This is a genomic window from Rhodococcus sp. 05-340-2 (genome assembly GCF_002258915.1).
Lineage (GTDB): Bacteria > Actinomycetota > Actinomycetes > Mycobacteriales > Mycobacteriaceae > Rhodococcoides.
In genome coordinates, this window is the sequence record NZ_NOYU01000010.1 from 57,474 (window position 1) to 69,557 (window position 12,084).

Annotated in this window: 9 protein-coding genes; 3 read left to right on the plus strand and 6 right to left on the minus strand. The window is 64.9% G+C overall.

From position 1 onward, the window contains the following. Nucleotides 1-172: 172 nt before the first annotated feature. Nucleotides 173-1,423, minus strand: a complete 1,251-nt coding sequence (locus CH271_RS04610) for a pyridoxal phosphate-dependent aminotransferase (protein ID WP_094632827.1) — start codon at nt 1,421-1,423, stop codon at nt 173-175. A gap of 115 nt (nt 1,424-1,538) precedes the next feature. On the opposite strand from CH271_RS04610, the gene CH271_RS04615 reads away from it, so the two are divergent. Beyond that, nucleotides 1,539-2,276 carry an SOS response-associated peptidase gene (locus CH271_RS04615; RefSeq protein ID WP_094633158.1) on the plus strand — a complete coding sequence of 246 codons (738 nt, stop codon included), beginning with the start codon at nt 1,539-1,541 and terminating at the stop codon, nt 2,274-2,276. Nucleotides 2,277-2,283: 7 nt separating this feature from the next. On the opposite strand, the gene CH271_RS04620 is transcribed toward CH271_RS04615, so the two are convergent. Then, nucleotides 2,284-2,511 carry a DUF3263 domain-containing protein gene (locus CH271_RS04620; RefSeq protein WP_094632828.1) on the minus strand — a complete coding sequence of 76 codons (228 nt, stop codon included), beginning with the start codon at nt 2,509-2,511 and terminating at the stop codon, nt 2,284-2,286. Between the two features lie 100 nt (nt 2,512-2,611). On the opposite strand from CH271_RS04620, the gene CH271_RS04625 reads away from it, so the two are divergent. Beyond that, a complete protein-coding gene (locus CH271_RS04625; RefSeq protein WP_094633159.1) occupies nt 2,612-4,525 on the plus strand; it encodes a dipeptidyl-peptidase 5 in 1,914 nt (637 codons plus the stop codon). On the opposite strand, the gene CH271_RS04630 is transcribed toward CH271_RS04625, so the two are convergent. From CH271_RS04630 to CH271_RS04640, 3 genes are all read right to left on the minus strand, one after another. Beyond that, complete coding sequence (locus CH271_RS04630; RefSeq protein ID WP_037194043.1) at nt 4,518-4,787, minus strand: hypothetical protein; 270 nt, start codon at nt 4,785-4,787, stop codon at nt 4,518-4,520. The genes CH271_RS04625 and CH271_RS04630 overlap by 8 nt on opposite strands. A 91-nt stretch (nt 4,788-4,878) precedes the next feature. Next, entirely contained in the window at nt 4,879-5,913 is a 1,035-nt protein-coding gene (locus CH271_RS04635) for a hypothetical protein (RefSeq protein WP_256986275.1), read from the minus strand. A gap of 128 nt (nt 5,914-6,041) precedes the next feature. Further along, nucleotides 6,042-9,359 carry a heterodisulfide reductase-related iron-sulfur binding cluster gene (locus CH271_RS04640; RefSeq protein WP_094632830.1) on the minus strand — a complete coding sequence of 1,106 codons (3,318 nt, stop codon included), beginning with the start codon at nt 9,357-9,359 and terminating at the stop codon, nt 6,042-6,044. Between the two features lie 586 nt (nt 9,360-9,945). Here CH271_RS04640 and CH271_RS04645 point away from each other — a divergent pair. Beyond that, entirely contained in the window at nt 9,946-10,602 is a 657-nt protein-coding gene (locus tag CH271_RS04645; RefSeq protein ID WP_094632831.1) for a hypothetical protein, read from the plus strand. Between the two features lie 278 nt (nt 10,603-10,880). On the opposite strand, the gene CH271_RS04650 is transcribed toward CH271_RS04645, so the two are convergent. Then, a complete protein-coding gene (locus tag CH271_RS04650) occupies nt 10,881-12,002 on the minus strand; it encodes a S1 family peptidase (RefSeq protein ID WP_094632832.1) in 1,122 nt (373 codons plus the stop codon). Nucleotides 12,003-12,084: the final 82 nt, after the last annotated feature.

Sequence of the window (12,084 nt, forward strand, 5' to 3'; positions counted from 1 at the left end):
AGCAGGGGGGGCGTCCCCCGCCACCACCTGACCGACCCGGGGGGGAGGGGTACGACCAGGGCTCGCGGGCACCGAAGTGCCGTCCGCCAATGTACAGATCATTCGCCGTTCAGGCGTGAGCACCCCGATGTTTTGTGCATCACTTTCAACTACTTTGCGGTAACTTCGCGTCTCATTGCTTGTACGACGCGAGGAAGTTACCGAACCTCTCGATCGCCACGGCCAGGTCTCGGGCCCACGGCAGCGTGACGATGCGCAGGTGATCGTGGCCGGGCCAGTTGAAGCCGGTTCCCTGAACCACCAGGATTTTCTCCTGCAACAGCAGATCCTGGACGAGCTTCTCGTCGTCGTAGATCTCGTGGACTTCGGGATCGAGTCGTGGGAATGCGTAGAGCGCACCGCGCGGCTTGACGCACGAGACGCCGTGAATCGCGTTGAGCTTCTCCCACGCGACGTCGCGCTGCTCGAGCAGACGACCGCCGGGCAGGATCAGATCCTCGATGCTCTGATATCCGCCGAGTGCGACCTGAATGGCATGTTGCGCAGGCACATTGGGGCACAGCCGCGTCGACGCGAGAAGGTCGATACCCTCGATGAAACCTGCGGCGTGCGCCTTCGGTCCGGTGATCGCGAGCCATCCGGCGCGGTAACCGGCCACTCGATACGCCTTGGACAGTCCGTTGTACGTCAGGCAGAGCAGGTCGGGAGCCAGGCTCGCCAGCGAGGTGTGCTCCGCGTCGTCGTAGAGAATCCGGTCGTAGATCTCGTCCGCGAGCAACAGCAGCTGATGCTTGCGCGCCAGATCGACGATGCCCTGCAGCACCTCTTTCGAGTACACCGCGCCCGTCGGGTTGTTGGGGTTGATCACCAGCAGTGCGACGGTCTTCGGGGTGATCTTGGACTCGATGTCGGCCAGATCGGGATTCCACCCGTTCTCCTCGTCGCACAGGTAGTGCACGGCCTTGCCACCGGAAAGCGTCGTCATCGCCGTCCACAACGGGTAGTCAGGGGCCGGGATCAACACCTCGTCACCGTCGTCGAGCAACGCCTGCATCGTCATCGTGATGAGCTCGGACACTCCGTTGCCGAGGTAGATGTCGTCGACGTCGAGCTCCGGGAAGCCGGGTTCGAGCTCGTAGCGCGTCACGATGGCCCGACGAGCCGACAGGATGCCCTTGGACTCCGAGTACCCCTGGGCCACCGGCAGCGCCGCGATCATGTCCCGAACGATCACGTCGGGAGCCTCGAATCCGAACGGTGCCGGATTGCCGATGTTGAGCTTGAGGATGCGGTGGCCCTCTGCCTCGAGGCGCGCGGCATGGGCGTGTACCGGTCCGCGGATCTCGTACAGCACGTTCTGCAGCTTGGTGGACTGCTGCAACGTGCGGTAACGCGGCTGGGAGTGGATCTGCGGAGTGGTCACCCGTCACATCGTGCCAGGTGGGCGGTATCGGTTTCCACGAGGTTGTTTCGCGAGGTCGTTTCGCGCGGGGTTTGTTCGAGCGCGTTGTCGGTGGCGAGTGGAACAATCTCGTTCCATGTGCGGACGGTATGCCAGTACCCGGAGTGACAGTGACCTGCAGGCGGTGTTCGACATCGCCGAGACCGTCGGTGCGGAGGTGCCGCCGTCCTACAACGTGGCCCCCACCCAGACGGTGCGGACGGTGCTCGAACGAGCACCGAAGGACGAACCCGAGGCCGACGCCGTGCGACAACTGCGGTCGGTGCGTTGGGGCCTGATCCCGTCGTGGGCGAAGGACGCGAAGATCGGTTCCCGGCTGATCAACGCCAGGTCCGAGACCATCACCGAGAAGCCGTCGTTCAAGAAGGCGGCAAGTCGGCGACGATGCATCGTCCCCGCCGACGGGTACTACGAGTGGGAGAAACGCGACGGCGCGAAGGTGCCCTACTTCCTGCACGAGGGCTTGGATAATGGTCGTTCCGCGGGCTCCACTCCTGGAGTGCTCGCGATGGCCGGCCTGTACGAACTGTGGCGAGATCCCACCAAGGCCGAGGACGACGAGGCGCGTTGGGTCTGGTCGGTCACCGTGCTCACCTCGCCTGCTGCCGATGCGCTCGGGCACATTCACGATCGCTCGCCCGTCGTACTCCCACCGGATCTGCGCGCGAGCTGGCTCGATCCCGCGGTGACGGACCTCGGAGACGTTCGAGACCTGCTGGCCGCGATCCCCGAGCCACGGCTCGAGCCCTACGAGGTCAGCACCGCGGTGAACAGTGTGAAGAACAACAGCCCGGAGCTGTTGATGCCGGTGTAGCGGTGACTCAGGCGAGTCTCGTTCGGCAGATCTCGGCAATCGCGGCCCGCTCGTCCGGCGTCAGCTCCTCCGCGATCGGCGAATCGATGATGCGAGCCAGTCGCTCGAAGTAGGTACGCGCGTCGACGCCGAATGCCACGTAGATGTCCTCGTCGCTGCCACCGCCGTACCCACGCCAGGTTCGGCCGAATGTCAGAATCTCGTGGTCCACCGATTGGGTAGTGGTCCGGCGCATGGTGTCCCCCTAGTGCTACTTGTCTCCCATCATCCGGGTCACGGTTGAAGGGCCGGTGAACAACGCGTTACGTGCACGTCAGTTCACTAGGGTGGACGGCGTGACTGCCCTCGCATTCGGATCCTGGCCCTCGCCCATCACCGCAGCCGATCTGTCCTCGGCGGGCCACCCCGTCGAGGGTGGGTGCTTCGTCGGCAGCGAGATCTGGTGGTCGGAACTGCGGCCGGCCGAACAGGGCCGAACGGCCGTCTGCCGCCACGTCGACGGAGAAGTGCAGCCCGTTCTGCCCGCGCCGTTCAACGCCCGCACTCGCGTCCACGAATACGGCGGGGGAGCCTGGACTGCGACGGCAGACGGCGACCTGGTGTTCGCCGAGTTCTCCGATCAACGCGTCTACCGACTCACCCCCGGCGGCGCACCCGTCCCGCTGACTCCGAAACCGGCTGTGGCGTCGAGCATCCGGTACGCCGATCTCTCGGTGGTCGGCACCGACGTGATCGCAGTCCGCGAGATGCACGACGCAGGCGCGGTGTCACGAGACATCGTGGCCATCGATCTCGGCGGCGGCGGGGTGCGCTCGCTGGTGGCGGGCTCGGATTTCCTGGCGTTCCCGAGACTGTCACCCGACGGCACCCACATCGCTTGGATCGCGTGGAACCACCCCCAGATGCCCTGGGACGGAACGGAACTGCGTGTGGCTTCGCTGGCCGATCCTTCGTCCTGGACGGTGCTGCTGGGTTCGACCGAGGAATCGGTGATGCAGCCGGAATGGATCGACGACGGATCGCTGTATGCGATCGGTGACCGAAGTGGTTGGTGGAACCTGTATTCGGTCACCCTCGACGGTTCGGTCACCCCGCTGCTGACGCTCGACGCCGACTTCGGGGCTCCGCTGTGGCGGCTGGGATCGAGTTGGTACTCGCTGCTCGACGACGGAAAGCTGCTCACCGTGCGCACCGTCGGCACCGACACCCTCGCGGTACTCGATCCTGCGTCCGGCGCGCTGGAGGACATCGCGCTCGACGGTGTGACCTCGGTGGGGCTCGGTGGGCGCTCCGGGTCGACCGTGCTCCTCAAGGGTGGCGGAGCCCAGGTGGCAGGTGGATTGTTCGCCCTCGATCTGGAATCCGACGAACTGACCTCGGTACGTTCGGGTTTCGAGTCCGTACCCGACAGCGCATATCTGCCCGAGGGACGTCAGGTGACGTTCCAGGGGCCGAACCGTGAGGTGCACGCCATCACCTACGCGCCGCGCAACCCCGACCACGAGGGGTTGGACGGCGAACTCCCGCCATACGTGGCCTTCGTCCACGGCGGCCCGACAGCGCACGTGGCACCCGCTCTGAACCCGTTGTTCGCCTACTTCACCAGTCGCGGCATCGGCGTCGTCGATGTGAACTACGGCGGGTCGAGCGGATACGGCCGCGAATACCGCAACCGACTGCGTGGGCAGTGGGGAGTGGTCGACGTCGAAGACACCATCGCCGCGGTGCAGGGGCTGGCCGACAGCGGACTCGCCGACCCACGCCGGTTGGCCATCGAGGGTGGCTCCGCAGGTGGCTGGACGGTGTTGGCTGCGCTGACATTATCCGACGTGTTCGCTTGCGGCGCATCGTACTTCGGTGTCGCAGAACTGGAGTTGTTCGTCGCCGAGACCCACGATTTCGAGTCGCGCTACATCGACGGGCTGATCGGACCGTTGCCCGAGGCAATCGACCTGTACCGCACCCGCGCGCCGGTCAACAACGTCGACGGACTGTCCTGCCCGGTGCTGTTGCTGCAGGGGCTCGACGATCCGATCGTGCCGCCGTCCCAGGCCGAGCGGTTTCGAGACGCCATGGTGGAGAAAGGAATACCGCACGCCTACCTGGCATATGCGGGCGAGTCACACGGATTCCGCAAACTGGAAACACAGGTGAACGCACGAGAATCCGAACTGTCCTTCTACGGCCAGGTCATGGGCTTCACGCCGCCGGGAATCCCCGAGCTGCAGCTGTGGCGTCCCCCTAGCTGAGAGGTGGGTGCGCGCGCTTCGCTTCCAGAAACTCGAGCAGCGCGCTGGGGATGGCGCAGTACTTGCTGTTGCCCTCGGACAGCTTGCTGCCTGCCTCGAACGCTGCCTTCGACGGGCCGTCGTTCTCGAGGATGAGTGAACAGAGGCGCTCATCGGTGCGGCCGGACTCGCAACACGTCTCGACGTGCGCTCGGTCGTCCGGGGTCAACGCCGACCACCACTCGTCGTAGCGTCGCCAGAGCTTGTCCGCGTCGTCGGTCATGCCTGCTCCTACTTCTCGGGTACGCCGTGCGTTTCCGACCATACTCACGGCGCCCGATTCGTCCACGTCGCGGGGGTGGTCCGGGGGAGCCTCACACCGCTTCTGCAGGGTGCGCGTCTGTATTCGGGCGCGACGAGGGGCGCGCGGTCGATAGAACGGTCGCTCGGTTGCGTGGTCCCGCTCTGTGGGCGGCATCGCGGATCATCCGATCGACGAGCTCGGGGCGATCGAGATCCGACCAGGCGATTCGCACCACCTGACGGCCGGTTGCGCGAATGCGATCCTCGCGACGCTTCTCTTCCCACAACACATCGGCCGCCGACTTTCCCTCGGGCACGTAGCGTCCGTACTTCACCTTGCCGTCGAATTCGAGAACAGTCCCGATGTCGGGGAGGTCGAAATCCACCCGTCCGACGACTCCGCGGGAATCTGTGATCGTCACCTGCAGCTGCGGGGTGTAGCCCAGATGGTGCAGCAATACTCGGGCGCGTGATTCGCCGACACTCTCGGACCGACCGTCCATGAATTCTGCGACTCGACGCGCCATCCGATTGCCCGGATGATGCGGACATGAATCCAATGCTGCAACAACATCTTCGGCGGTGAGTCCGCGTGTTCTCGCAGCGAGGTCGGCGATACAGACAGCCGTCTCGAACGGGAGTGTGCGAGCGCAATCGGCAACAGTGCGCGCCAGACCTGTGACGCGCACTCCGTCGAAGTCCACGACTTCTTCGTCGGTGTACGGCGAGGTGTGTACTGCTCGAACGGCGCTGCCACGACCGCCGCCACGGGCGCGGTTGCGCGTGATGTGAACTCGGCCGAGGTCCGCATTCCATACGTCGAGACCATGGAATACTGCGGCGCTCACATGGCTGACAACGGCATCCGGGGCTGTGGTCGCGTCGAAGACGGCCTCGGCGACGACTCGATGCTTGTCTTCTCTCGACAGGGCATCGAACTCCTCTCTGCTGACGAACCGTCCGGGACGGAGTCGCCGCCACGCTCGCGTTCGGCAGTAGCGCTGCAACTCCGCGTCGGAAATTCCGCGGGAGAGTGCGTCGGATCGCGAGACGATGCGGGTCATGGAGAAATGCTCTCGGGCGCAGCCGATCTCGACAACCCCCACGCGGCCGATTGTGGATAACTCGGTGCCTGTGGATAACTCGTGGGAGTGGACCTCACACCCCTACTGACGACTGCGCGCCCCTGCTCTGAAGTGAGCGGGGGCGCGCAGTCGGTAAAAAGGGTGTGAGGTTACTTCCGGCGACCCGGAACCTTGGCACCCGGAGCGAATCCGAGTCCACCGGCCTTCGGCTTGGGCGGAGTCCGATCGTCCGATTCACCCGCAGTGTCCGACGCTTCTGCCTTCGGCGCCTCTGTCTCCGGTGCCTCGGCTGCCGGTGCGTCAGCGACCGATGTCTCGGCTTCCGGAGTCGGCTCGGCCTTCTCGGGCTCTGCTTTCTTCGGCTCGGCTGGTGTCGCTGCCGGTGCGGACGCTGCACCCGGCGTACGCGCACCCGGCTTCTTGAATCCGGACTTCACGGCCAGGCCCTTGGGCTGGACGGTCGGCTTGGATTCTGCTGCAGCCTCGGTGGCGGGTGCCTCCGTCGCCGTGGCCTCGGCAACCGGTGCCTCAGCAGTGGGTGCCTCGGCCTTGGGAGCCTCTGCCGCAGGTGCTTCGGAGACCGGCTCCTCGGCAGCAGGCTTACCCGGTGCCTTGGCTCCCGGCTTCTTGAATCCTGACTTCACGGCCAAGCCCTTGGGCTGGACGGTCGGCTTGGATTCGGTTGCAGCAGAAGCCGATTCCGCAGGTGCGTCAGGCGTTTCCGGGGCAGGTGCCGACGCCGTAGTGGCCTCGGCAGCAGGCTTACCCGGTGCCTTGGCTCCCGGCTTCTTGAATCCTGACTTCACAGCCAGACCCTTGGGCTTGACCGAGGGAGTCGACTCCGAGGCCTCTGCGGTGGCAGGTGCTTCGGTCGACGCGGGAGTGTCGGCAGGTGCAGGTGCAGGTGCAGGTGCAGGTGCAGCCGCCTTCGCGCCGGGTGCCTTGCCCTTCATCTGCAGACCCTTGCCGCCGGGTGCCTTGCCCCCGGCCATGCCGAGACCCTTGGGCTTGGCGGCGGGTTCTGCGTCGGCACTGTCGGCCGGTGCAGCGGAACCGGGTGCCTTCGCCCCTGGTGCCTTTGCCAGACCCTTCATCTTCAGACCGCCCCCGGCCTTGGGAGCCGGAGCTGCCGGAGCGGACTTCGCCTCGGCGGGCTCCTCGACGGGTGCGATGCGCTCGGCCTCTTCGACCTCGGCAGCGTTCTCGGTCGCCAGTTTCTCCTCGGGAGTGCGCTCGCGAGGAATGACCTTGATGTTCTCGCCCAGCACCGAGGACTCGACGCGGGTGATCGACTCGAGCATCAGCTGCGCGACGTCGACGACCTCGACGCCCTCGTGTGCGCCGCCTTCCTGACGTGCGGTCACACCGTCGGTGAGCATCACGCGGCAGAACGGGCAACCCGTGGCGATCTTCTTCGGGTTGGTCGCCAGTGCTTCGTCGACCCGGTCGATGTTGATGCGCTTGCCGATGTTCTCTTCCATCCACATGCGTGCGCCACCGGCGCCACAGCACATGGACCGCTCACCGTGGCGCGGCATCTCCTTGAGGTTGGAGCCCGACGCGGCCATGAGCTCACGCGGGGCGTCGTACACCTTGTTGTGACGGCCGAGGTAGCACGGGTCGTGGTACGTGATGTCCTGGCTGACCGAGGCCACCGGGATCAACTTCTTCTGTCGCACGAGGCGGTTGAGCAGCTGCGTGTGGTGGACCACCTCGTAGTCACCGCCGACCTGCGGGTACTCGTTGCCGAGCGCGTTGAAGCAGTGGGCGCAGGTGACGACGATCTTGCGCTTGCTCTGCTCGACGCCGTCGAACACGTTGTTCAGCGTCTCGATGTTCTGCATCGCGAGCTGCTGGAACAGGAACTCGTTGCCCGCGCGGCGAGCGGAGTCGCCGGTGCAGGTCTCGTCCGCACCCAGCACCATGAACTTCACGCCTGCAGTGGCGAGCAGCTCGGCGACGGCCTTGGTGGTCTTCTTCGCGCGGTCCTCGTAGGCACCGGCACAGCCGACCCAGAAGAGGTACTCGTAGTCCTGGAACGAATCGGCGTCCTGGCCGAAGACCGGGATGTCGAAGTCCATCTCGTTGATCCAGTTGAGGCGGTCCTTGGAGTTCTGGCCCCAGGGGTTGCCCTTGTTCTCGAGGTTCTTGAACAGACCTGCGAGCTCGGACGGGAACTCCGATTCGATCAGCACCTGGTAGCGGCGCATGTCGATGATGTGGTCGACGTGCTCGATGTCCACCGGGCACTGCTCGACGCAGGCACCACAGGTGGTGCAGCTCCACAGCACCTCGGGATCGATGATGCCGCCCTCGATGGCGTCGGCGACGAGCTTGCGGTCGGCTTCGTCGCGGGCGGCCTGCGGAATGGCGTCGAGCTTGGCCTGATCGACGTTGCCCTCGGAGTCGACGAGTCCGACCTCGTCGCCTGCCATGTCCTTCTTGCCGCCGGCCAGCAGGTACGGGGCCTTGGCGTGGCTGTGGTCGCGCAGCGACATGATCAGCAGCTTGGGGGAGAGGGGCTTGCCGGTGTTCCACGCGGGGCACTGCGACTGGCAGCGGCCACACTCGGTGCAGGTGGTGAAGTCGAGCCAGCCCTTCCAGCTGAAGTCCTCGATCTTTCCTGCGCCGAACGCGTCGACGTCGGGGTCGGCCTCTTCCATCTCGAGGACCTTGCCGCCGGACATCATCGGCTTGGCCGGGCCGAGAGCGACGGTGCCGTCGTCCATGCGCTTGAAGTAGATGTTGGGAAACGCGGTGAAGCGGTGCCACGCGATACCCCAGTTGATGCGCGAACCGACGATGTAGAGCCAGATCATGCCGGACATCAGCTTGACGAACGCGAACACCGCGACCATGTTCGAGTTGGCGGGCAGCAGTTCGGCCAAGCGCATCGTGAAGAAGTCGGTGTACGGGTTCGCATGTCCGTAGGTGGCGATCTTGCCTGCCTTGACGAACACCATGCCGAGGCCCTCGATGAGCACAACGGCTTCGACGAAGTAGGCGGCCTTGAACCCGGAGCCGGCGAAGCGCGACTGGCGCTCGGGCTTCCGTGGGTGGTTGAGCTGGCGAATGATGATCAGCGTGGTGATGCCGATGACCGTGCCGAGTCCGAGCAGCTCGTCGATGAGGTGGTAGGCCGCGGTGTTGCCGACGATGGGCCAGTGGAACTCGGGGTTGAACGTCTGCCCGTAGGCCTCGAACCAGACGATGGCACCGAGCATGAAGCCGATCATGACCAGCCAGTGCGCCCAGCCGACGGTGCGGAACTTGACCATCTTGGTGTGGGCCAGGAACTCGACGACCATCTGCTTGAAGCGAGGCACTATCGGTCGCCAGCGGTCGGGTGCCGGCTGGCCGAGTCGCACGATGTTGAACATCCGCAGGCCCCCGCGAATGAAGACGTACCAACATACGAGGCTGAGCAGAGCACCGACTGTGCCCAACGTGATCGTCAGGGCGTTCATGTCGCGGCCTTTCGTTCAGGTGGCAGCTGGGGGCTACCGCGGGTTCAGCCCGTCGAGCCGGCTGACGGGCTATGTTACTCCCCAGTAGCAGTTTCACCGTACTGATGGGTAACTTAGCATCGCCGGTTGAAGCGATGCTGGTGGGTGCGGAAATGAGGCCGTCCGACGGGTGGGCTGAACTCGTCAGTAGGTTGTCTCGCAGATCACCGTATGCGTAGGCCGTCGAGGTGCTGTCGGGAAGGCAGTCCTTACCTGCTCTGTGAACGCGGCGGGATGTCACCTGAAGGCCGGCCGAGGCCGGTGGGATCACGGGCCCGGTCTTCCTCGATCGGTCGAATGATCGACATCTCCGATCCCAGCATGACGTGACTCGGGCCGCTGTGCTGCGAATATCCAAAATGTTTGTGACAGTGGGTAACTGACAGGTGGCGGACCGGTCTCAAAAGGACAACGACCGGTCCGATTCGTACGCTACAATTCGGGCGCACCAAAAGTCGCAAAAGCGTCATCGGGGTGACTTTGCGTTTGACGGTTGCCTAGCGGTACTGCCAAGCATTCAATGCACAGAAACGGAACTGAACTCCACATGAAACTCAGCAAACTGGTCGTCACGTCGGCCCTCGTTGCAGTCGCGATGGGCCTGGCCAGCGGAACCGCGTATGCCCAGCCCGTCGATGAGACGGCTCCCGGTGACACCAACTACACCGTCGATCTCGAAGATCGCACCATCGTCACCACCATCGACGCGGGTGTCTTCAAGGTCGCCGACGACGGCAAGACGGTCGACGTCCTCGACGCCGCCGACAACACCCTCGTGACGCTCCCGCTGTCGTTCAACCTCGGCGGACTCAACTTCCCGTACGAGCAGAACGTCGACGACAACGGCAAGACCCTGCGTCTGGTTCCGAACCTCGACTTCACGAAGGCATCGGCCAACTCGCGCAGCATCGGCGCAACGACCGTCGCCTCGCCCGAAGAGAACCTCAAGGCGCAGCAGAACTTCTCGTCGCAGCTCGGTATCGCGACCGCGATCGGCGGGTTGACCGGAACGATCGTTGGGGCGGGTATCGGGCTGCTGGGCATCATCGGTGGCCCGACGGTTATTGCATCCGTCGTAACGGGCGCGGGCATCGGTGGCGTCGTCGGCACGATCATCGCCGGCGGACCCACGCTCGTCGTTGCCGGAATCGACTTGATCAACACGCTGAACGCGGCACCGGGCACCACGGTCTGGGCCAAGTAGCCTTCAGCTCATACGCCGAGCAGGGCCCGCACTCCACGAGAGTGCGGGCCCTGCTTCTTTCGAATCCGTCAGGCTCCGTGGATGGTGGCGAGCGAGAGGCCCCCGACGACGATGGTGTACGCGTAGCCGAAGAGTGTGAATCCGACGGACAGCAGTTCGTTCATGGAAGGTTCCGCCTCAGCGGTAGAAGGGTGCACTGTTCGAGCGCGACAATGCGGCCCGCAGCGATGGACGCGTCGGATCATACGGAGCGTGGGTGTGTTTGTCCGAGTGGACGCCTACGACGTCCGGATGGTCAGGCCGGGGTTCTCGGCGAGTATGTCGTTGATGGGGGTGGCGAACAGCTCGGGCCGCTGGCCTTGCAGCATGCTGACGACGGTCGCGACCTCGCAGGAGGGCTGATCGCCCACGTTCGATGCACTGGAGATGCCCACGGCGAGGGTGCCGCTGACGATGGGGCCACCACTGTCGCCGCGCAACGCGCAGATGGACGTGGAGAAGCTGCGATCGAAGACGTTCTCTCCCAATGCGACATGCTGACCCGTGGCAAGAATTGTGCCGCAACTGAATCCGGTTCTGGATCCGGATTTGCAGACCGGTGCTCCCACGATCGGATCCACTGTTCCGGTGACGTGCAGGGGAGCAGCCCAGGGGACTCGCACCGCGTTGCTCTCGAATTCGCCGACGTTGGCGTCGTCGATGTCGATCAAGGCGTAATCGTTGTGCGACCGGCTGGTTCGGTAGAACGTCCCGAATTTCGAGCCCACAAGACTGCCGTACATCGGATACGCGCCCGTCAGTGCCGCGGAACCGGTATCGGCGATATTTGGATTGCAGTGTCCCGCAGTGATATTGACGGACCCGTGCGTCGGGTCGACGGCATTGAACCCGAGTGAGCATCGCTGACCGAGGCCGGCAGGCGTGCCCGCGAGGTAGCTGTCGCCGCCGAGATACGAACTCGGGCGAATCGGGCCTGCCGTCGGTGACGGATCGAACGGGAGCAGGTCCACGAGAGGCTGGACGACATCGAGAATTGCCGGCGGGATCTCGATGGGTGATGCATCGACCTCGAAACCGCTGGCCGACGCGGCATCGGCCACGTCGGCGTGAGTCGGTCCGTCTGCCACCGCGACGACGGGACGCCCGTTCTCGTCGAGCCACGCGCTCGTGACGCCGCCGGAACCGATGGTGGCGGTGAACTCGGCCAACCGCCGAGCCGCGTCCGCTCGGTCGAGAAACTGCTGCGGATCGAGCCCGAGGTCGCGGGCCACGGCGTCGGCCAAGGCCGCGGGCAATACCGCTTCGGCCGCCGGATCTGCCTCTGCAGTGGGCGCGGACACGGCCAGCGTCACCAGAAGCGGAATTGCGACGATCGACAGCCGAAACGCACGGCGACGCATAGAAACCTCTCCCCCGGGCATCCGAAGATGTGATGCCGTTCACCCTGTTGTACGACTATAGGGGGTGAACGCCTCCCGAAGT